This is a genomic window from Allobosea sp. AK1 (assembly GCF_006714945.1).
In the GTDB taxonomy this organism is placed as follows: Bacteria; Pseudomonadota; Alphaproteobacteria; order Rhizobiales; family Beijerinckiaceae; genus Allobosea; species Allobosea robiniae.
This window is the reverse complement of sequence record NZ_VFMG01000001.1, coordinates 668,647-688,659: the sequence shown is the minus strand read 5'-3', so window position 1 is coordinate 688,659 and position 20,013 is coordinate 668,647. Positions and strand designations below refer to the sequence as shown.

The 20,013-nt window shown below is 67.5% G+C and carries 17 protein-coding genes; 12 read left to right on the top strand and 5 right to left on the bottom strand.

Going from position 1 to position 20,013, the window contains the following annotated elements; all coding sequences use genetic code 11:
• The first annotated feature begins 99 nt into the window (after positions 1-99).
• The 4 genes from FHT98_RS03640 (at position 100) to FHT98_RS03625 (ending at position 4,740) form a co-directional block, all read left to right on the top strand.
• Complete coding sequence (locus tag FHT98_RS03640; protein ID WP_142112512.1) at positions 100-2,409, top strand: xanthine dehydrogenase family protein molybdopterin-binding subunit; 2,310 nt, start codon at positions 100-102, stop codon at positions 2,407-2,409.
• Between the two features lie 131 nt (positions 2,410-2,540).
• Positions 2,541-2,972, top strand: coding sequence for a c-type cytochrome (locus tag FHT98_RS03635; protein WP_061966857.1), 432 nt, complete (start codon positions 2,541-2,543; stop codon positions 2,970-2,972).
• A 183-nt stretch (positions 2,973-3,155) separates the two neighbouring features.
• Entirely contained in the window at positions 3,156-4,097 is a 942-nt protein-coding gene (locus FHT98_RS03630; RefSeq protein WP_142112509.1) for a c-type cytochrome, read from the top strand.
• A gap of 16 nt (positions 4,098-4,113) precedes the next feature.
• Positions 4,114-4,740, top strand: a complete 627-nt coding sequence (locus tag FHT98_RS03625; RefSeq protein WP_142112506.1) for an HAD family hydrolase — start codon at positions 4,114-4,116, stop codon at positions 4,738-4,740.
• A 10-nt stretch (positions 4,741-4,750) separates the two neighbouring features.
• On the opposite strand, the gene FHT98_RS03620 is transcribed toward FHT98_RS03625, so the two are convergent.
• From FHT98_RS03620 to FHT98_RS03605, 4 genes are all read right to left on the bottom strand, one after another.
• The gene (locus FHT98_RS03620) at positions 4,751-5,902 is read right to left on the bottom strand and encodes a GGDEF domain-containing protein (RefSeq protein ID WP_142112504.1); all 1,152 of its coding nucleotides are present in this window, start codon (positions 5,900-5,902) and stop codon (positions 4,751-4,753) included.
• Positions 5,903-6,051: 149 nt separating this feature from the next.
• The gene (locus FHT98_RS03615) at positions 6,052-6,672 is read right to left on the bottom strand and encodes a helix-turn-helix domain-containing protein (RefSeq protein ID WP_142112502.1); all 621 of its coding nucleotides are present in this window, start codon (positions 6,670-6,672) and stop codon (positions 6,052-6,054) included.
• A gap of 88 nt (positions 6,673-6,760) precedes the next feature.
• Positions 6,761-7,684 (bottom strand): DMT family transporter, encoded by a 924-nt coding sequence (locus FHT98_RS03610; protein ID WP_142112500.1) that lies wholly within the window; start codon positions 7,682-7,684, stop codon positions 6,761-6,763.
• Between the two features lie 123 nt (positions 7,685-7,807).
• Complete coding sequence (locus tag FHT98_RS03605) at positions 7,808-8,587, bottom strand: SDR family oxidoreductase (RefSeq protein ID WP_061966861.1); 780 nt, start codon at positions 8,585-8,587, stop codon at positions 7,808-7,810.
• Positions 8,588-8,713: 126 nt separating this feature from the next.
• Between FHT98_RS03605 and FHT98_RS03600 the strand changes: the two genes are divergently transcribed.
• Both FHT98_RS03600 and FHT98_RS03595 read left to right on the top strand, forming a co-directional pair.
• Positions 8,714-9,544 carry a UDP-2,3-diacylglucosamine diphosphatase gene (locus FHT98_RS03600; RefSeq protein ID WP_061966862.1) on the top strand — a complete coding sequence of 277 codons (831 nt, stop codon included), beginning with the start codon at positions 8,714-8,716 and terminating at the stop codon, positions 9,542-9,544.
• Positions 9,544-10,653 (top strand): glycosyltransferase family 4 protein, encoded by a 1,110-nt coding sequence (locus FHT98_RS03595; protein ID WP_142112498.1) that lies wholly within the window; start codon positions 9,544-9,546, stop codon positions 10,651-10,653. The genes FHT98_RS03600 and FHT98_RS03595 overlap by 1 nt, the downstream gene beginning before the upstream one ends.
• On the opposite strand, the gene FHT98_RS03590 is transcribed toward FHT98_RS03595, so the two are convergent.
• Positions 10,589-12,382: a cation:proton antiporter domain-containing protein gene (locus tag FHT98_RS03590; protein ID WP_142112496.1), complete on the bottom strand. Its 1,794-nt coding sequence runs from the start codon at positions 12,380-12,382 to the stop codon at positions 10,589-10,591. The two genes, FHT98_RS03595 and FHT98_RS03590, sit on opposite strands and share 65 nt — an antisense overlap.
• A gap of 216 nt (positions 12,383-12,598) precedes the next feature.
• Here FHT98_RS03590 and FHT98_RS03585 point away from each other — a divergent pair, with 216 nt between their 5' ends.
• From FHT98_RS03585 to flgK, 6 genes are all read left to right on the top strand, one after another.
• On the top strand, positions 12,599-13,444 hold the full coding sequence (locus FHT98_RS03585; protein WP_113587247.1) for an AAA family ATPase: 846 nt from the start codon (positions 12,599-12,601) through the stop codon (positions 13,442-13,444).
• Between the two features lie 42 nt (positions 13,445-13,486).
• On the top strand, positions 13,487-14,014 hold the full coding sequence (locus FHT98_RS03580; RefSeq protein WP_142112493.1) for a SixA phosphatase family protein: 528 nt from the start codon (positions 13,487-13,489) through the stop codon (positions 14,012-14,014).
• Positions 14,015-14,027: 13 nt separating this feature from the next.
• Positions 14,028-15,473, top strand: coding sequence for a YcjX family GTP-binding protein (locus FHT98_RS03575; RefSeq protein ID WP_142112491.1), 1,446 nt, complete (start codon positions 14,028-14,030; stop codon positions 15,471-15,473).
• A gap of 27 nt (positions 15,474-15,500) precedes the next feature.
• Entirely contained in the window at positions 15,501-16,514 is a 1,014-nt protein-coding gene (locus FHT98_RS03570; protein WP_142112489.1) for a YcjF family protein, read from the top strand.
• Positions 16,515-16,690: 176 nt separating this feature from the next.
• Positions 16,691-18,091: a flagellar hook protein FlgE gene (locus FHT98_RS03565; protein ID WP_091856517.1), complete on the top strand. Its 1,401-nt coding sequence runs from the start codon at positions 16,691-16,693 to the stop codon at positions 18,089-18,091.
• Positions 18,092-18,150: 59 nt separating this feature from the next.
• The gene (gene flgK / locus FHT98_RS03560; protein WP_142112487.1) at positions 18,151-20,010 is read left to right on the top strand and encodes a flagellar hook-associated protein FlgK; all 1,860 of its coding nucleotides are present in this window, start codon (positions 18,151-18,153) and stop codon (positions 20,008-20,010) included.
• Positions 20,011-20,013 lie beyond the last annotated feature (3 nt).

Below are 20,013 nucleotides of genomic sequence, written 5' to 3'. Positions count from 1 at the left end.
TCGATGCGTGCGGCGCAGCCCCGGCGCGTGGTGTGCCGGGGCTGACGTGGCGCGGTTTATGCTCCAGTCTTTCATTAGACCTAACTGAGGATATGCCTCATGCGTCCCATGAAATTCGGTTTCGGCCAGCCGGTGCGGCGGGTCGAGGATCAGCGCCTGACGACCGGCGCCGGCCGCTATACGGATGACATCGCAGCCGAGGGTGCCCTGCACGCCTTCGTCCTGCGCTCGCCTTACGCCCATGCGCGCTTCGCCGTCGCCGATGTCGAGACGGCCCGCAAGATGAAGGGCGTCAAGCTCATCCTGACCGGTGCGGATGTCTCGGGGTATGGCGATCTGCCGTGCAAGGGGCATGTGAAGACCACCTCCGGCGAGATGTCGGAATCCTTGCCCGTTCCGGTGCTGCCGACCGACACGGTGCGCCATGTCGGCGAGGCCGTCGCCTTCATCGTCGCGGAGACGCTGGCGCAGGCGCGCGACGCGGCCGAGGCGATCGCGATCGACTGGGACCCGCTGCCGGCCGTGACCGGCATTGCAGAGGCGTTGCAAAAGGGCGCGCCGCAGGTCTGGCCCGACCGCAAGGGCAATGTCGCTTTCGAGGCCGAGCAGGGCGACCGCGCCAAGACCGAGAAGGCCTTCGCCAAGGCGGCGCGCACCGTCTCGCTGACGGTCGTCAACAACCGGCTCGCCTCCAATTACATGGAGACGCGGGCCTGCATCGCCGAATACGACAAGGCCGACAAGCGCTGGACCCTGACCCTGGGCAGCCAGGGCAGCCACGGCATGCGCGACCTGATCGCGACCTATGTGCTCAAGGTCGATCCCAAGCGCATCCGCGTGGTGACGCCGGATGTCGGCGGCGGTTTCGGCACCAAGATCTTCCTCTATCGCGAATACCCGCTGGCGATGATCGCGGCCGAAAAACTCAAGCGCCCGGTGCGCTGGGTCGCCGATCGCAACGAGCATTTCCTCGCCGATACGCATGGCCGCGCCAATCTCGCGACGGCGACGATGGCGCTGGACGCCAAGGGCCGTTTCATCGGCCTCAAGGTCGATCTCTCGGCCGAGATGGGCGCCTGGCTCTCGCAATACGGGCCCTTCATCCCCTGGGTCGGCACGACGATGACGCCCGGCTGCTACAGCATTCCGGCCGTGCATGTCGTCTTCCGTGGCGTGCTGACCCACACCACCCCCGTCGATGCCTATCGCGGTGCCGGCCGTCCCGAGGCGGCCTATCTGATCGAGCGGCTGGTCGACGCCATCGCACGCGAGACCGGCAAGGCGCCGGAAGCGGTCAGGGCGCAGAACTTCGTCAAGCCGACGGAGATGCCGCATTCGACGCAGACCGGCCCGGTCTACGATTCCGGCGAGTTCGAGGGCCATATGCGCCGTGCCATGGACGTCGCCGACTGGAAGGGCTTCAAGGCCCGCCAGAAGGCATCGGCCAAGGCCGGCAAGATCCGCGGCATCGGCCTGGCCTGCTATATCGAGGCCTGCGGCGGCGGCGGGCCGGAGAGTTCGACCGTGATCCTGGAGAAGGACGGCACCGTCACGGTGCTGATCGGCACGCAGTCGAACGGGCAGGGGCATGAGACGGCCTATTCGCAGCTCGTCTCGCAGCATCTCGATATCCCGATGGACCGCATCCGCGTCGTCCAGGGCGACACCGACCGGATCGAGACCGGCTCGGGCACCGGCGGCTCACGCTCGATTCCGGTGGGAGGGGCGGCGCTCGACAAGGCGACAGGCATCCTGACCGACAATCTCAAGCAGCTCGCCTCGGAGAAGCTCGAGGCGGCGGTCGGCGATCTCGAGATCACCGAGGGCGCAGTGCGCATCGTCGGCACCGACAAGTCGCTCGACCTCGCCGCGATCGCGGCGCTGCCGGGCGCGACGCCGGCCATGCTCAAGGTCCACCAGAGCTGGCAGCCGCCGGAGGCGACCTATCCGAATGGCACCCATGTCTGCGAGCTGGAGATCGATCCGGGCACCGGCGGCACGGAGATCCTCAACTATGTTGTCGTCGACGATTTCGGCGTGACGCTGAACCCGCTGATGCTGCAGGGCCAGGTCCATGGCGGTGCGGCCCAGGGCATCGGCCAGGCATTGATGGAGGAGATTCGCTTCGATCCGGACGGGCAGATGCTGACCGCGACGTTCATGGACTATGCCCTGCCGCGCGCCGTCGACATCCCGAACTTCCATTTCGAGACGCGCAATGTCCGCTGCCTGACCAACGCCATCGGCGTGAAGGGCGCGGGCGAGGCCGGAGCGATCGGCGCCTGCCCGGCGGTGATGAACGCGATGGTCGATGCGCTCGACCGTGCGGCCGGCATCAAGGCGATGGACATGCCGGCGACGCCGCTCAAGGTGTTCACGGCTCTGAAGGAGGCCGGATATCGGCTTTGATGCAAGGTCGGGCTTGCGGCGTTGCAAGCCCGTTCACGCAAAAGCGACTGGCTTAGGTTGCGATCATCGTTTGATCTGGACGAGTTCAAAACAGCGCCGGATGGCGCGGACTTGTCTTTGAGGGGAACTGAATGATCCGCACCGCTCTCGTTCTTGCCGGCCTCGGGCTCGGCCTTACCGCCGTGATGGCGCAGTCGAACCCGATCACGGAGCGCCAGCAGACGATGAAGGGCGTCGGCGGGGCCACGCGCGAGGGGGCGGCGATGGCCAAGGGCGAAGCCGCCTTCGATGCCGCCAAGGCGCAGGCGATCTTCAAGACCTATGCCGATGCGGCCAAGAAGATGCCCACCCTGTTCCCGGATTCCTCCAGGACCGGCGGCGAGACCACGGCCGCTCCGAAGATCTGGGAGGACCAGGCCGGCTTCAAGGCGGCCTTCGCCAAGTTCGAGACCGATGCCGCCGCTGGCGCGAGCGTCGCCAATCTCGATGGTTTCCGCACCGCCTTTGGCGCGGCCACGAAGAACTGCGGCACCTGCCACGAGGCCTACCGCATCAAGAAGTGACCGGCTTGGCGGCCGGTTCCGGAAGCGGGCGCCAGCGATGGCGGCCCGCTTTTTAGTGGCTGAGGGAGCTTTTGACCGCTCACGGGCGTTGAAAACGGGCCAGTCTGGAATTGCTGCGATTTCAGGGTTGCCGATGAAGTGCCGGCCCGTCCAATCTGCCGGACGTCCTGACGGGAGACCTCGATGCTGTTGCTGCGCCGCCTTTTCGTGACCCTCGTCCTTCTGGCGGTCGTCGCTTTCGCGGGCTTCTACGTGCTGACCGACCCGCGCGTGGTTTCGCCCTCGCCGGAGATCGGGGCGTTGCCGGCAGCGGATGTCGAGAACGGCAAGCTGCTGTTCTCGGCCGGCGGCTGCACCTCCTGCCATGCGACGCCCGGACAGGACGACAAGCTCAGGCTCGGTGGCGGGCTCGCGCTGGAATCGCCTTTCGGCACCTTCCATGCTCCCAATATCTCGCCGCATACGCGCGACGGCATCGGCAACTGGGGCGTGCAGGATTTCGTCGATGCGATGGCTGCCGGCGTCTCGCCCTCCGGGCAGCATCTCTACCCGTCCTTCCCCTATACCTCCTACCGGCTGATGCCGCCGAAGGCGCTGGCCGACCTCTTCGCCTATATCCGCACGCTGCCGCCGGTCGAGGGCAAGGCGGCTGCGCATGATCTCCGCTTCCCCTTCAACATCCGCCGCGTCGTCGGCGGCTGGAAGCTGCTGTTCTTCGAGCGCACGCCGTTCCGGCCCGATCCGAGCCAGAGCGAAGCCTGGAACCGCGGCGCCTATCTGGTCAATGGCCCCGGCCATTGCGCCGAGTGCCATTCCAACCGCAACGCGCTTGGCGCGATCGTCCCGGCAACCCGCTTCGCCGGCGGGCCCGATCCCGAAGGCAAGGGCTGGGTGCCGAACATCACGCAATCGGAGAACGGTCTCGCCAAGTGGTCGAAGGAGGAGATCGCGGAACTGCTGAAGACCGGCTTCACGCCGGATTTTGACAGCGTCGGCGGCTCGATGGCCTCGGTCGTGCGCAATATCGCGCAGTTGCCCGAGGGCGATCGGATGGCGATGGCGGAATATCTGAAGTCGCTGCCGGCGATCGAGGGACCGGTACGCCCGCTGGCCAAGGCGCCCTGACGCCTTGGGCGGGGGCATGCGTTTCAAGGCCGTGATGGTCGATGTCGACGGCGTCGTGATCGTGCATCCCGAGCCGCAGGGATGGTCGGGACATCTCGAACGCGATCTCGGCCTATCGAAGACACTTCTCCAGTCAGCATTCTTCGAACCGTATTGGCAGGACATCATCCTGGGCCGTGCCGATTTGCGCGATCGCCTCACCCCCGTACTAGCCGAGATAGCGCCGGATTTGAGCGCCGACAGGCTGGTTCGGTACTGGTTCGAGCACGATGCCTGCCTCGATCAGGACTTGCTGGCGCAGCTCGCGCCTATTCGCGCTGGCGGCCTGGAGTTGCATCTTGCGACCGTGCAGGAGCATGAGCGCGCCCGCTATATCTGGGACGGCCTCGGGCTGAAGCGGCATTTCGACGGGATGCATTATGCGGCGGAGCTCGGCTGGGCCAAGCCCGCGGCGCAGTTCTTCCGCGCCGTTACGACGCGCTCCGGCTTCGCGCCTAACGAGATTTTCTTCATCGACGACAAGCAGGCGAATGTCGATGCGGCGCGCCGAGAAGGGTGGAGTGCGGCTTTGTGGGATGGAACCAGGCCGCTGGCCGACCTCATGGCGGAAGCGGCGGCGAAGGAGCCGCAGCGATCGGCGTGAGCGTGGACCGTCAGGCTGCCCTGGCGATCTCGATGCGGTTGCGGCCGAGCGTCTTGGCCCGGTAGAGCGCGCGATCGGCCGCTGCCAGAAGCGTGGGAAGATCGGACTGCCCGCCGCTGGCCTCTGCGAGCCCGATGCTGACGGTGGCGGGAATGCCGAGCCCGTCAGGGCGCGCCGCGGCGTCGGCGAAGCGCTGCGCAATATGCTCTCCGATCGCATGCGCGTCGGCGCCTTTGGTGCCCGGTAGCAGGATTGCGAACTCCTCGCCGCCGAGCCGCGCGCTCATGGCCTGCGGGCCGGCAATCTCCCGCGCGATATCAGCGAAAAGCTTGAGGATGCGGTCGCCGACATCATGGCCGTAACGGTCGTTGATGGCCTTGAAGTGATCGAGGTCGAAGGCGAGCAGGGAATGCGAAGCGCTTGTCTCGGCATGGCTCAGGCGCCGTGGCGCGAGTTCGAAGAAGCCTTGCCGGTTGTTGAGCCCAGTCAGGAAATCGGTGCGTGCGGTGATCAGGAGATTGGCCCGGTCCTCTTCCCGCACGAGCGCGAGGAGCGACATCGGCATCGCGACGGTGAACAGTACCGCCTCGTACATCGTGATTTCCGCGACGAGCGCGAGCACATCCTCTCCGTGGATGGAGGCCAGAACCGGAACGACGAAGGCGCGGGCGACATAGAACAGGGCGTGGCAAGCGAAGACGGCGACCGCGATCGGGCGCGAGCGCAGCGCCCGCACGGTTTGGCTGCGCAGCAGCGAGAGTGCCGTCAGACCCGAGACGATGGCGATCGGAAGCGAGCTGGCATGGTTCCAGAGGAATTCGGCCGCGGCGGCGCCGGCCGCGAACCAGGTGCTTCCGATGGCGACGAGGAGGCCGAGGATCAGGGCCGGATGCAGCCTGCGGCCGTCCAGCAGCAAGACGCCCTGAAACACCAGCAGGTAGCCGAGCATCATCGCAAGATTGGAGGCGGCGAAGCCGGACACGCCGGGCAGGTCCTTGCGGACCATCGACAGGACGCAACCTAAGGTGAACGCGCCGAAGGCGGCAGCCCAGAGGCCAAGCTCGCCCGCGCGCTGGCCATGCCCCTTCCGCTCCCAGAAGGTCATGATGGCGGCAAGGACCGCCGTTCCCGTCGTCAGATACCAGAGGGTTGCGAGATCCATGGTACCGCCGTCAGCGCTGCCGATGTCCGGCTTCAGGCATGATCGATTGCTCCCCGCACGCCCAACCCAGAGTCGATCTAGCGGAGAGAGGTTAACCCCAGCTTGTGGTGATACCGGAGTGCTGCAGGGAACGGCTCGCGAGCCGGTGCCTATTCCATCACCGCCGCTTTGAGGATGCAGACCATCAGGGCGGTTCCGGGTTCGCTGCCGACGCAGCGGACGACGTGGCGACGGTCGCAGCGATAGCGCAGCGTCTCGCCGGCCTTGGCGCGCTGGACGATGTCGCCAACTTCGACCTCGAATTCGCCCGAGGTCACCGAGAGCGATTCGATCGAGCCGCGCTGGTGGCCCTCGGAATCGAGTTCGCCGCCGGGCTCGGAGCTGACCTCGTACCACTGCAGCCATTCGACCGTCTTGATCCAGCCGATGATGGCGAGGCGCAGCTTGCCGTCCTCGGAGACGAGGATCGGCGTGTCGGCGCGGGTGGTCTTGTCGATGAAGGGCTCTTCCTCGCCGCTGGAGAGGACGCGCTCGATCGAGATGTCGAGCGCCTGTGACAGCCGCCAGATCGTCGCCAGCGTCGGGTTGGTCTCGTTGCGCTCGATCTGGCTGATGATCGACTTGGCGACACCGGACTGCTCGGCGAGGTCGGAGAGCGAGAAGTTGTAGGCCTTGCGCAGGCGCTGGATGGTCTTGCCGAGCTGGCCCGAGATGACCTGAGCCCCGGATTCAAGCTCCCGCCCGCCGCGCTCCTTGGTCTCGATTCCCATCCGTCCGGCCCCTGTTCGACTGTGAAATCGTTTGTAACGGCGGACGATCGTTTGAACAAGCGAACTGTGCCGGAGCCGGCCGATGCCGTCAGGTCATGCGGCTGGGGCCGACTTCGCGCTGCTCGCGGCGGGCAAGGCCGAGCTGGCGTTCGCGCAGGATCACGTAGATGCCCGAGGCGATGACGATGGTCGCGCCGATCAGGATCGCCAGGGCCGGCCATTCGCCGAACCAGAACCAGCCGATCGCAACCGCCCAGAGCATCGTCGAGTATTCGAAGGGCGCGATCAGCGAGGCGTCGCCGTAGCGATAGGCCTGGACGATCAGGATCTGGCCGAGACCGCCGAGGATACCGATCAGGACCATCATCGCCGCATCCTGGAGGTCCGGCATGTTCCAGCCGAGCAGGATGGTCGAGAGGCCGAGCAGGCTGGTCAGCAGCATGAAGTAGAAGACGATGGCGCCGGTGCGCTCGGTCGAGGTCAGGAGGCGCACCTCGACCGAGGCGAAGGCCGAGCAGAAGGCGCCGGCCAGGCCCAGCATGGCTCCAAGCGCGGCATTGCTGCCGACCGGATGAGCGCCGGCGCCGAGATGCGGCGAGAGCATGATGAGCACGCCGACGAAACCGATCGTCACTGCGCTCCAGCGATAGATGCGCACCCGTTCCTTGAGGACGAGCGCGGCCAGCACGACGACGGCCAGCGGAGCGGCATAGCCGATCGCGACGGCCTCCGAGAGCGGCAGGAACTGCAGCGCCGCGAAGCCGCAGAACATGCCGGTCGAGCCCATGATGCCGCGCTTGAGATGGCCGCGCAGGTTGTCGGTCTTCAGGGCAGCCGGCAGCTCGGAGCGCCAGGCCAGCCAGATGAGCAGCGGGATCATCGCGAAGAAGGAGCGGATGAAGACGATCTCGCCGGTCGGATAGCGCGTCGAGATCGACTTGATCCCGGCCGACATCAGCGTGAAGGCCAGCGCCGAGACCAGCTTGAGGGTGATGCCGAGAAGAGGGGACAAAGCGCGCGGCCGAGGAGCTTGGGATGGTTTCGAGCGAAACCGTTCGCTTCTTAGATCATGTCGAAGCCGGGAAGCGAAGCGTGAACGTCGCAACCCGGCTAGGCCATTGGCGTGGGACCGCCCTCAGAACGTGCCGCGGAAAGAACCGCCGTCGATCAGGAAGTTCTGGCCGGTGATGTAGCCGGCATGGGCGCTGGCGATGAAGCCGCAGAGCTTGCCGAACTCATCGGGCGTTCCGAGGCGGCCGGCAGGTACCGCGGCGAGCCGGTTCTTGGTGGCCTGCTCGATGCTGATGCCCTGCATCTCGGCGACCTTGTTGGTTGCGGTCTTGATCCGGTCGGTGTCGAACACGCCCGGCAGGATGTTGTTGATGGTGACATTGGCATGCGCGACCTCGCGGGCAACGCCCGAGAGAAAGGCGGTGAGGCCGGCGCGGGCGGCCGAGGAGACGTCGAGCCCGGTCAGCGGGGTCACCACGCTCGCCGAGGTGATGTTGATGATCCGGCCGAAGCCGCGTTCGACCATGCCGTCGATGACGCGCTGCACCAGCTCCAGCGGGGTCGCCATGTTCTGGACGACGCCTTCGAGCAGCCCCTCGCGCGTCACCTGCCGGAAGGGCTTGGGCGGCGGGCCGCCATTGTTGTTGACGAGGATGTCGGGGTTGGGCGCCGCTGCCAGCAGCGCATCCTGGCCGGCCCTGGTCGAGACGTCGGCGACGACGGCGATGACGGTCGCGCCGGTCGCGGCGCGAATCGCGGTGGCGGTGGCTTCGAGCGTCTTGGCGTCGCGGCCGTTGATCACGACGGTGCAGCCGGCCTGGGCCAGCGCTTCGGCGCAGCCGCGGCCCAGCCCCTTGCTGGAGGCGCAGACGATGGCCGTGCGGCCGGCAATTCCCAGATCCATGATGGTCTCCGATCAGAGGCGAGGTGTTCGTGGCTTACCCTGAGCACGGATCGGTCGCGCCGTCATCAAAGCGCAACGCAAATCAGACACACGGCCCTCGCATCGCAGCAGCAGGGGCTTTCCGGCATGAGCGACGAGGATAACAGCAAGCGGGTCCGCAGCATCTTCATCTCGGATCTGCATCTGGGCACCCGCGGGGCCCAGGCCGATCTCGTGCTGGAGTTCCTGCGCGCCTATGATGCGCCGCAGATCTATCTCGTCGGCGATATCATCGACGGCTGGCGCCTCAAGAGCGGCTGGTACTTCCCGCAGACCCATAACGACGTGATCCAGAAGCTGCTGCGCAAGGTCCGCAAAGGCTCGAAGCTGATCTACGTCACCGGCAACCACGACGATTTCCTGCGCGACTTCACCGGCCTGCAGTTCGGCGGCATCACGCTGGTCGACGAGATCGTCCACGAGACGGCCGACGGCAAGCGCCTGCTCGTCATCCATGGCGACCTGTTCGACCTCGTGGTGCGCAATGCCAAATGGCTCGCGCTGCTGGGCGACTGGGCCTACACGGTCGCGCTCGCGCTCAACATGGCGATCAACCGGGTGCGCCGCGTGCTCAGGCTGCCGCACTGGTCGCTCTCGGCCTGGGCGAAGGCCAAGGTCAAGAACGCCGTGAACTATATCGGCGAGTTCGAGGGCTGCCTTGCCGCCGAGGCGCGCCGCCACAAGGCCGACGGCGTGATCTGCGGCCATATCCACCATGCCGCCCAGCGCGAGATCGATGGTCTCACCTATATCAATACCGGCGACTGGGTCGAAAGCTGCACCGCCTTCGTCGAGCACGAAGATGGCCGCTTCGAATTGATCCGCTGGCCGCAGGGGCGGATGAAGACGACGCCCGCCGAGCCGGTTTCGATGCCGGCGCGCCCGGCTCCGGTCCGGGACCTGATCGAGGCCGCGTGATGCGCGTCCTGGTCGCGACCGATGCCTGGCGGCCCCAGGTCAACGGCGTCGTGCGTTCGCTGGAGCAGATGATCGCGGCGGCGCCCGGGCTCGGCATCACGGCGCGGGCGCTGACGCCGGAAGGGTTCCATCAGGTCGGCCTGCCGAGCTATCCCGATATTCGTCTAGCGCTGGCGACGCGCCGGGCGCTCGCCGCGCGCATCGCCGATTTCGCGCCCGACCATGTCCATATCGCGACCGAAGGGCCGATCGGCTGGCTGACACGGGCGGCCTGCCTTGCCGAGAAGCGGCCGTTCACGACGAGCTACCACACGCGCTTTCCGCAATATGTCGCGGCGCGCTGGCCGATCCCCGAGAGCTGGAGCTACCGGCTGCTGCGCCGCTTCCATGGCCCGGCCGCTGCGGTGATGGTTTCGACCGGGACGGTGGAAGAGGAGCTGCGCCAGCACGGCTTCGAGAATCTGGTGCGCTGGGGGCGCGGCGTTGATCTCAGCCTGTTCCATCCGCGCTCGCAGAGTCTGCTCGACCTGCCGCGGCCGATCTTCCTGTATGTCGGGCGTGTCGCGGTCGAGAAGAATGTCGAGGCCTTCCTGTCGCTCACGCTGCCGGGCAGCAAGGTCGTGGTCGGCGACGGGCCGGCGCGGGCCGATCTCGCGCGCGCCTTTCCCGAGGCCCGCTTCCTCGGCCTGAAGGAGGGCGAGGAACTGGCCGGAATCTACGCGTCCTCCGATGTCTTCGTCTTCCCGAGCCTGACCGACACCTTCGGCATCGTCCTGCTGGAAGCGGCGGCGAGCGGGCTGCCGGTCGCCGCCTTTCCGGTCCAGGGGCCGCGCGATGTCTTCGCCGGCAGCGGTGCGGCCGTGCTCGACGAGGACCTGCGCCGCGCTGCCATGCAGGCGCTCAGGGTGCCGCGCGCGGCCTGTCTGGAGCTGGCGGCTCGCCATAGCTGGGCAGCGAGTGCCGCGCAGTTCTACGGCCATATCCGGCGTGTGGCGCGCGAGGCCGGCTACCTGCCGCGCGAGGCCGAAGGCTCGACCGCCGCGGTTACAGCCTTCGCGAGCGGGCGTGGCGGGGAAGGGCGCGGGCTGCCGCGGCGCCTGACGGCTTGAGCTGGGCGCGGAAGCCGTCGCGCCGCTCATGGACCGAGGCGATGACGAGGCCCATCGGTACGCCGAGCCCGACCAGTGCCGCTTCCGACAATTGCAGGCTGGCCTCGATGGTTTCGGGGACCGCGTCGTTCACGCCCAGCTCATAGAGATGGCGGGCATGGGCCGCATCGCGCGCACGGGCGACGATGACGATGTCGGGACGTAGCGAGCGGGCGGCGAGGACGATGGCATCGACGGCGCGGGAATTGTCGATCGTCACGATCAGCGCGGTCGCTTCCTCCAGGCCGCAGAGGCGCAGGAATTCCGGCTTGGTCGCATCGCCGTAATAGGTGGGGCGCCCGGCGCGGCGTTGCGCGGTGATCAGCGAGGCATCGGAGTCGATGACGATGTGGGACTTGCCGTGTTCGTCCAGCATCGAGCCGACGAGGCGGCCGACGCGCCCGCCGCCGACGACGATGGCGCGCGGCGTGCGATCGTCCGGGGGCAGCACGGCGGCCTCATCGGGAAGCGTGACCGGGGCCGCGAGCTTCTGGCCGAGATTGCGGGCGATCCGGGCCAGCAGCGGCAGCGCGACCATGGTGAGCGAGACGGCGGCGAGCACGATGCTGGTGGCAGCGGGATCGATCAATTGAGCGCCGGTCGCGGCATTGAGCAGCACGAAGGCGAATTCGCCGCCGGGCGCGACCATGATCGCGGTTTCGAGCGCGGTCGCCGTCGCCAGCCGGAAGCGGCGTGCCAGCCCGAAGATGATAACTCCCTTGACCAGGACGAGGCCGAGCGCCCCGCCGAGGATCGCGAAGGGATGAGCCGCGATATCGGCCGGGTTCACGCCCATGCCGACGGTGAGGAAGAAGACGCCGATCAGCAGCGACTTGAACGGGTCGATCGTGACCTCGATCGCGCGGCGGAACTCGGTCTCGGCCAGCAGCAGCCCGGCGATGAAGGCGCCCAGCCCCATCGACAGACCGGCGGCCGCGGCAATGAGGCCGGTTCCGAGTGCGACCAGCAGCGTCGCCGCCATGAAGCTCTCGGTCGAATCGGTCGAGGCGACCAGACGAAACAGTGGACGCAGCGCCAGCCGGCCGATGACGACGATGGTGGCGATGGCCGCGAAGGCCTGGATGAAGGCCTGTGCGAGACCGGCGAGCAGCGAGCCCGAGCCGTTCTGGGCATCGAGCACGCTGATCAGGAAGAGCAGCGGGATGACCGCGAGGTCCTGGCAGAGCAGGATCGCGAAGCTGGAGCGGCCGGCCGAAGTCGTCATCCGCTTCTTCGCCGCGAGCAATTCGACGACCATCGCCGTCGAGGACAGGGCGAGGCCGAAGCCGATGATGAGGGCTGCCGCGGCCGGCTGGCCGAGTGCATAGGCGGCAAGCCCGATCGCGGCGGCGCAGAGCCCGACCTGGCCGAGGCCGAGACCGAAGACCAGGCGCTTCATCGTCATCAGGCGCTCGAAGGAGAGTTCTAGCCCGATGACGAAAAGCAGGAAGGCGACGCCGAGCTCGGCCGGGCCGGCGAGCGCTTCGGCATTCGAGACGGTGATCGTGCTCAGCAGCGGAAGCTTGGAGACCAGGCCGCCGAGGCCGAACGGGCCGAGCAGGGCGCCGCAGGCGACGAAGGCGATGATCGAGTTGACCCTGAGGCTCTTGGCTAGCGGCACGACCACGCCGGCCGTCGCGAGCACGACGACGGCATCCTTGTAGACGGAAGGGTCGACTGTTCCGGCCAAAGGACTGACCTTGCGATTCGGGGCTTGCGGGATGCGTCGGCAATTCTTGCGGTTTGCGGCGGCGCAGCACAACCTTGGAATCGCTGCGGCGGAAAGAAATTCGCCTTGCGGCGCGAGCCTTTAGGCAGGGGTGCTCAGGTGCCGCGGGCGAAAAAGCGGTTTCCGCGCCCGCAAAGGATGGGCTAGCGTCCCGCCATTGGCTCAGAAGGACCGTCCATGCGTTTTGCCGGCACCGAAAACTACGTCGCGACCGAGGATCTCACCGTCGCCGTCAATGCCGCGATCCGGCTGGAGCGCCCGCTGCTGGTGAAGGGCGAGCCGGGCACCGGCAAGACGGTGCTGGCCGAGGAGATCGCGGCTGCGCTCGGCGCTCCGCTGATCACCTGGCACATCAAGTCGACGACCAAGGCGCAGCAGGGCCTCTATGAATACGATGCGGTGAGCCGCCTGCGCGACAGCCAGCTCGGCGACCCCCGCGTCTCCGAGATCGGCAACTACATCAAGCGCGGCAAGCTCTGGGAGGCCTTCGTCGCGCCCGTCCGGCCGGTGCTGCTGATCGACGAGATCGACAAGGCCGATATCGAGTTCCCGAACGACCTGCTGCTCGAGCTCGACCGCATGGAGTTCCATGTCTACGAGACCGGAGAGACCATCAAGGCGGCGCAGCGGCCGGTCATGATCATCACCTCCAACAACGAGAAGGAGCTGCCGGATGCGTTCCTGCGCCGCTGCTTCTTCCACTACATCCGCTTTCCCGATGCGGAGACGATGCAGCAGATCGTCGAGGTGCATTTCCCCGGCATCAAGAAGCGCCTGATGGAGGAGGCGCTGCGCCTGTTCTTCGAGGTGCGCGAGGTGCCCGGCCTGAAGAAGAAGCCCTCGACTTCGGAGCTGCTCGACTGGCTGAAGCTGCTCGTCGCCGAGGATATCGGGCCGGAGGTGCTGCGCGAGCGCGACCCGCGCAAGCTGATCCCGCCGCTGCACGGCGCGCTGCTCAAGAACGAGCAGGACGTCTCGCTGTTCGAGAAGCTCGCCTTCATGACGCGGCGGGAGAGTCGCTGAGCGCCCCTCGCAAATCGGCTCCAGCATCGCTAGGTTCTCTCCATGCGACGCCTCATGCTTCTGCGCCACGCCAAGTCCCACTGGCCCACGGGTGTGGCCGACCGCGACCGACCCCTCGCGGCACGCGGGCGCGAGGCCGCCCCGGTGATGGGGCGCTATCTCGCCGATGAATTGCTGCTGCCCGATCTCGTCCTGGTCTCGCCGGCGAAGCGCACGGTCGAGACCTGGGAGATGGTCGCGCCGATGCTGCCGGAAAGACCGCCGGTCCAGTTCGAGCCGCAAATCTACGAGGCCAAGACCGAGCGCCTGCTCGATGTCGTGCAGGAGGTCGAGGGCGATGTCCGGACGCTCCTCCTCATCGGGCACAATCCCGGCTTCGAGGAGCTGGCACATCTGCTGACCGGGCATGGCGATCGCTATGCGGCAGCGCGGATGAGCCAGAAATACCCGACCTGCGGGCTGGCCGTGATCGATTTCGCCACCGAGCACTGGTACGCGGTTGCCGCGCGGGAAGGCAGGCTCGACCGTTTCGTCACGCCGGGTTCGCTCGGCGAAGGCCCGGACGAGTGAGCGCCGCGGCGCCGTGAGCGACACCTCCTATCTCGACAGCGCCCGCAATGCGGCTCTTGCCTTCGGCGACAGCGTGCTCGGACTCGCACGCCCACGCCTGCGGATCGGCGTCACCGGGCTGTCGCGCTCGGGCAAGACGGTCTTCACAACCGCGCTGATCCAGAACCTGATCGAAGGCGCGAAGCTGCCGGTGCTGAAGGCGGCCTCCGAGGGGCGGGTCGCGCGCGTCAGATTGGTGCCGCAGCCCGACCCAGAGGTGCCGCGCTTTCCCTACGAGGCGCATCGCGCGGCGATGAACGGGCCAGACCGTCGCTGGCCGGAATCGACGCGGCGCATCTCCGAGCTCAGGATCGAGATCGACTACGAGCGGGCCGCCGGCTGGTTCAAGGGGCCGGCGACGCTGACGCTCGACATCGTCGACTATCCCGGCGAGTGGCTGCTCGATCTCGCGCTGATCGGGCAGGACTACAAGGCCTGGTCGGCGCAGGCCGTCGCGGATGCACGCAAGGCGCATCGGCGTGAAGCCGCTGCGGAATGGCTGGCGGATCTGCCGGGGCGGGACCCGGACGGGGCGCCGGACGAGCTTGCGGCGGAAGCCGCGAGCGACCTGTTCAAGGGCTATCTCGCCCGGCTGCGCGCCGATCCTGAAGCGGTCGCGGTGACGCCGCCCGGGCGCTTCCTGATGCCGGGCGATCTCGAAGGCTCGCCGGCGCTGACCTTCGCGCCACTCGATCTCGGCCATGACCGGGACGTGCGGCCGGGCACGCTCGCGGCGCTGATGGCGGAGCGTTTCGAGGCCTATAAGCGGGTCGTGGTGACGCCGTTCTTCCGCGACCATTTCGCGAGGCTCGACCGGCAGATCGTGCTGGTCGACGTGCTCGCCGCGCTCGATGCCGGGGCACCGGCCCTGGCCGACCTCGAAACCGCGCTGGGGCAGGCGCTCGCCGCTTTTTCCGTAGGCCGCAATTCCTGGCTGTCGAGCCTGTTCGCGCCGCGCATCGAGCGCGTGCTCTTCGCCGCGACCAAGGCCGACCATATCCACCATTCGAGCCATGACCGGCTGGCGGCGGTGATGTCGCATCTGGTCGGGCGGGCGCTGTCGCGGGCGCAAGGCGCCGGCGCGCGGGTCGAGGCGATGGCGCTTGCGGCCGTGCGGGCGACGCATGAGGTCCGGATCAAGGAAGGCCGCGAGGAACTGCCGGCCATCGCCGGTGTGCCGGAGGCCGGCGAGACGATCGACGGGCAGGCCTTCGACGGCATCGCGGAAGCGGCCGTGTTTCCCGGCGAACTGCCTGAGCGGCCGGAAGCCATCTTCGATCCCAAGGCGCATTGGCAGGTCCGGGCGCCGCGCTTCCGGCCGCCAATGGTCGCACCGGATGCGGGCGGGCGCCTCAGGCCGCCGCCGCAGATCCGCCTCGACCGTGCGCTGGAATTCCTGATCGGCGACAGGCTGGCATGAGGATGTCGGCATGAACGGGGTTTCGCGATGAGCAAGGCACCGCGCGCGATCCGCCTTGATGGCCCGCAGGCGGGCGAGCCCGCCGGGGAGGCCCCGCTTCGGCGCGGCGACCTCGCGATCCTGCCCGAGAGCGAGCCGATCGATGCCGCCGTTCCTGCGGTGCCCGCCAAACCCAGGCGTCGCTTCTCCTGGGGTTCGCTCTTCGTGGCGGGGCTGTCCGGCTTTCTGGCGCTGGCGGCCGGCGTCTGGGTCGAGAACACGATCCGCTCGCTGATGAGCCAGAATCCGGCACTCGGCTATGCCGCGCTGGTCTGTGCGGCGATCGCGACGCTGGCGCTGCTGGTCATGCTGGGCCGGGTGCTGCGCGACATCCTGCGCGAGCGCAAGGTCGAGGCGTTGCGCGAGCGGGCCGTCGCGGCGCTGGCGGGCGGCACGCCCGACGAGGGCCGGGCGATCGCCGACCAGCTCGTCTCGCTTTACAAGGGGCGGGCGCAGACGGCTCAGGGCCGCGCCGCCCTGCAGGAGGCGCTGCCGCAGCTCTTCGCCGCGCGCGACATGCTGACGGTGGCGGAACGCAGCCTGCTCGCACCGCTCGATGCGCTGGCCACCGCCCAGATCGCGATGGCCGCGCGGCGTGTCTCGCTGGTCACCGCGGTCAGCCCGCGGGCGCTGGTCGATGTCGTCTTCGTGCTGGTTGCCTGCGCGCGGCTGCTGCGCTCGATCGCCGGGATCTATGCCGGGCGGCCCGGGACGCTCGGCCTGCTCCGGCTGGCGCGGCAGGTGATGAACCATCTCGTCCTGACCGGCGGCATGGCGGCCGGCGATGCCGTGATCCAGCAGGTGGTGGGGCAGGGGCTCGCGGCGAGGCTTTCGGCCAAGCTCGGCGAGGGCGTGATCAACGGTATGTTGACGGCCCGGATCGGGCTCGCGGCGCTCGCGGTCTGCCGGCCGCTGCCTTTCGTCGAAGCGGCGGCACCGACCCTGTCCGATGTCGCGGGCGATCTCGGCGGATGGCGCGGCGACAAGGATGGGGAAGCCTGAGCCCGGCAGATTCTGCCGGCCCAGCGGTTTCTGCCCGGCTCCGACTGCCGTTTTACCTTTCGTAAACGATCCAACCCCTTGAAATAGCACGGTGCTGCGCATGGCACGCCCCGTGCAGATACCGCCTCGAAGTTGTGGGCCGCCCTTGGGGGGCTGCCGGTCGAGGTGAGGGTTCCATGGGTGTTTTCAGTGCGCTGACCACGGCGGTTTCGGGGATGACGGCGCAGTCCTATGCGCTCGAGAACATTTCCGGAAACATCGCCAACTCGCGGACGGCGGGCTACAAGCGGGTCGATACCGCCTTCGCCGATCTCGTGCCTGACGCGGCGCTGAACCGTCAGGTCGCCGGCTCGGTCGCGGCCTTCAGCCAGGCGACGAACTCGATCCAGGGCGATCTCAACCCGACCCGCATCGACACCAATATCGCGATCAACGGCGACGGCTTCTTCGTGGTCGACCAGCGCCAGAGCGGCGTCGGCGCCAACACCCAGTTCTCCAACAGCAACCTCTATACGCGGCGCGGCGATTTCGACTTCGACGCCAACGGCTACCTCGTCAACGGCGCCGGCTACTATCTCAAGGGCCTGAAGATCGACCAGGTGACCGGCCAGCTCGTCGGCACGCAGCCGGACGTGCTGCGCATCACCAAGGAGCAGTTCCCGGCCAAGGCGACGAGCTCGATCGAGTACCGCGCCAATATCCCGGCGGTGCCGGCGACGACGCAGAAAAGCCAGGGCGGCACCGAATTCCTGAACCCCGCCTCGGTCACGGCGGCAGGCGCGGCGCCGAACCCCTATGCCGCCAATGCTGCGGTGATGGGCAACAATATCAGCAGCTTCCTGGCGACCTCGATCCCGGGCGGCTCCGTGACCGTCTATGACGAGCTCGGCAAGGCCACCAGCGTCGAGATGCGCTGGGCCAAGATCGACAACGGCAACCCGGCTGCGAACCCGGCCACATCCGGCACCTGGGGCCTGTTCGTCGCCCAGGACACCAGCGCGACCGCGGCGGGCGACGTCGCCTATGTCCAGGCCGGCCAGACCGTCAGCTTCGGCTCCACCGGGCAGATGGTTTCCCCGGCGAGCGGCGACATCACGCTGCCGACCATGACGATCAACGGAACCACAATCACCGGCATCAACCTGACGACCGGCGGCAATGGCGTGACCCAGAACGGCGATGTCAGCGGCCAGATCGACGCCCGCAGCATCCGCCAGGACGGCTACACCGCCGGCACGCTCGATCGCGTCTCGGTCTCGGCCGAAGGCGCGGTGATCGGTACCTTCAGCAATGGCCAGGTCGTGGCGCTGGCCCAGGTCTCGGTCGCCCGCTTCAATGCCGACAACTCGCTGAAGCGGCTCGACGGCGGTGCCTTCGAGGAGACGATCGAATCCGGCCCGCCGATCATCGGCCTGGGCACCTCGCAGATGGTCGGCGGCAGCGTCGAGCAGTCGAACACCGATATCGCCGACGAATTCTCCAAGATGATCGTCACCCAGCAGGCCTACTCGGCCAACACCAAGGTCATCACCACGGCCCAGGAGATGCTGACCGCGGTGTTCAACATCATCCGCTGAGCGGCGCATCTGCCTAAGCTGCGGCCCAGGAGGGCCGCATCTCGCAACAGGAGTTGACGATGGGCCTGAGTACTTCCCTGAACACCGCGATCGGCGGCCTCAACGCCGCGCAGGTCGGCATCGGCATCGTTTCGCAGAACGTCGCCAATGCGGGAACGACGGGCTATGTCCGCCGGACCGTCTCGACCGCCGACAGCCTGAGCGGGCTGACGGTCGGCGTGCAGAGCACGCAGGTCCAGCGTCTCCTCGACAAGATCGTCCAGCATCAGCTCTGGCAGGAGGCTTCGGGGGCGGCCTATACGTCGACCCGCGCGAACTCGCTGTCCAATCTCGACAAGCTCTATGGCGCGCCGGGCAGCGCCACGGCGCTGGATACGATCTTCAACAAGTTCACCGGCGCGCTGCAATCGCTCCAGAACGACCCGTCGTCCTACAGCCTGCGCGCGCAGGTGCTCGACAATGCGACGCAGCTGGCGCGCCAGCTCAACACGCTCTCCAACGGCGTGCAGGCCCTGCGCAGCCAGGCCGAGAGCGGCATCGCCACCGCGGTCACCAAGGTCAACGACCTGCTCAGCGCGCTCTCCAAGGTCAATACCCGCATCGTCGGCAGCCCGAACGACAGCGCGACGGCGGGGCTGAAGGACCAGCGCGACCTGATCCTCTCCGAGCTGTCGCAGTATGTCGACATCAAGACGACGGAGGATGCACGGGGCTCGGTCAGCGTCGTGACGGGTTCCGGGACGCAGCTCTTCGATGGGCAGGCGGCCGTCACCTTCAAGTTCGACGAGCATGCCGGGCTGGGGCCGGACGACCAGTGGGACACCGACCCGGCCAAGCGCAGCGTCGGCACGATCAAGATCATCGATGCCTCCGGCAACGCCTCGGACGCCATCGCCAACCGGATCTTCCGCTCCGGCGAGATCGCGGCCAATATCGAATTGCGCGACAAGACGCTGGTCCAGGCGCAGGCGCAGCTCGACGAGATCGCCGCGCAGATGTCGAAGGCGCTCTCGGAGAATTTCCTCCCGAGCGCGGCCTATCCGCCGTCGCCGGCGGCGCAGACCGGCCTCGATCTCGATCTCGGCTTCGATGCCACAAAGCAGCGCCTGAACACGCTGACCTTCGACTACACGCCGACACCTCCCGGCCCGACGCAGCGCTTCACCTTCGTCAACGCGCCTGCCGGAACAGTCCTGCCGATCGGCAGCGACCCGTCCAACAAGACGATCGCGATCGATTTCTCGGCCGGCCCCGCTTCGGTCGCCGCGCAGATCCAGAATGCACTCGACACGAACGGTGCGACGGGCTTCACGGTGGGTAATCCCAGTGGCTCGCTGCTGCGGATCTCCGAGCCGGGCGGCCGCGTCGCCGGGCTCGGCGCCAAGACCGGTGTGCTCGCCGCCGATTCCGCGACCTCCGGGATGCCCCTCTTCGTCGATGCGGACAACAAGCCCTTCATCGGCTCCTATGACGACGCCACGCGCAAGGTCGGGCTGGCGGGCCGGATCGCGGTCAATGCCGACGTCATCCGGAACAGCGCGCTGCTGGTCGGCCCGACCGGCACCGCGGCCGGCGATGCGACGCGGCCCAAGGCGCTGCTCGAGAGCCTGACGAGCAGCGTCCGCAGCTTCGACAACAGCTCCTCGCCGGACGGGGCGACGGCATCCTTTTCCGGTACGATTACCAATTTCGTTCAGCGCGTAGTCTCCTCGCAGGGGCAGGCGGTCGAGGCTGCCAAGCGCCTCGACGAGGGCCAGCAGGTAGCGCTCGCATCGATCCAGAGCCGCTTCCAGGAGACGTCCCAGGTCAATGTCGACCAGGAGATGTCGATGCTGATCGAACTCCAGACCGCCTATGCCGCCAATGCCCGCATCATCTCCACGATGAAGGAGATGATGGACGTGCTGATGAGAGTGTGAGGC

Excerpts from the sequence above, each read along its gene's own strand:
- FHT98_RS03640 (WP_142112512.1), top strand. The coding sequence starts at position 100 with ATGCGTCCCATGAAATTCGGTTTCGGCCAGCCGGTGCGGCGGGTCGAG.
- FHT98_RS03635 (WP_061966857.1), top strand. The coding sequence starts at position 2,541 with ATGATCCGCACCGCTCTCGTTCTTGCCGGCCTCGGGCTCGGCCTTACC.
- FHT98_RS03630 (WP_142112509.1), top strand. The coding sequence starts at position 3,156 with ATGCTGTTGCTGCGCCGCCTTTTCGTGACCCTCGTCCTTCTGGCGGTC.
- FHT98_RS03625 (WP_142112506.1), top strand. The coding sequence starts at position 4,114 with ATGCGTTTCAAGGCCGTGATGGTCGATGTCGACGGCGTCGTGATCGTG.
- FHT98_RS03620 (WP_142112504.1), bottom strand. The coding sequence starts at position 5,902 with ATGGATCTCGCAACCCTCTGGTATCTGACGACGGGAACGGCGGTCCTT.
- FHT98_RS03615 (WP_142112502.1), bottom strand. The coding sequence starts at position 6,672 with ATGGGAATCGAGACCAAGGAGCGCGGCGGGCGGGAGCTTGAATCCGGG.
- FHT98_RS03605 (WP_061966861.1), bottom strand. The coding sequence starts at position 8,587 with ATGGATCTGGGAATTGCCGGCCGCACGGCCATCGTCTGCGCCTCCAGC.
- FHT98_RS03600 (WP_061966862.1), top strand. The coding sequence starts at position 8,714 with ATGAGCGACGAGGATAACAGCAAGCGGGTCCGCAGCATCTTCATCTCG.
- FHT98_RS03595 (WP_142112498.1), top strand. The coding sequence starts at position 9,544 with ATGCGCGTCCTGGTCGCGACCGATGCCTGGCGGCCCCAGGTCAACGGC.
- FHT98_RS03585 (WP_113587247.1), top strand. The coding sequence starts at position 12,599 with ATGCGTTTTGCCGGCACCGAAAACTACGTCGCGACCGAGGATCTCACC.
- FHT98_RS03580 (WP_142112493.1), top strand. The coding sequence starts at position 13,487 with ATGCGACGCCTCATGCTTCTGCGCCACGCCAAGTCCCACTGGCCCACG.
- FHT98_RS03570 (WP_142112489.1), top strand. The coding sequence starts at position 15,501 with ATGAGCAAGGCACCGCGCGCGATCCGCCTTGATGGCCCGCAGGCGGGC.
- FHT98_RS03565 (WP_091856517.1), top strand. The coding sequence starts at position 16,691 with ATGGGTGTTTTCAGTGCGCTGACCACGGCGGTTTCGGGGATGACGGCG.
- flgK (WP_142112487.1), top strand. The coding sequence starts at position 18,151 with ATGGGCCTGAGTACTTCCCTGAACACCGCGATCGGCGGCCTCAACGCC.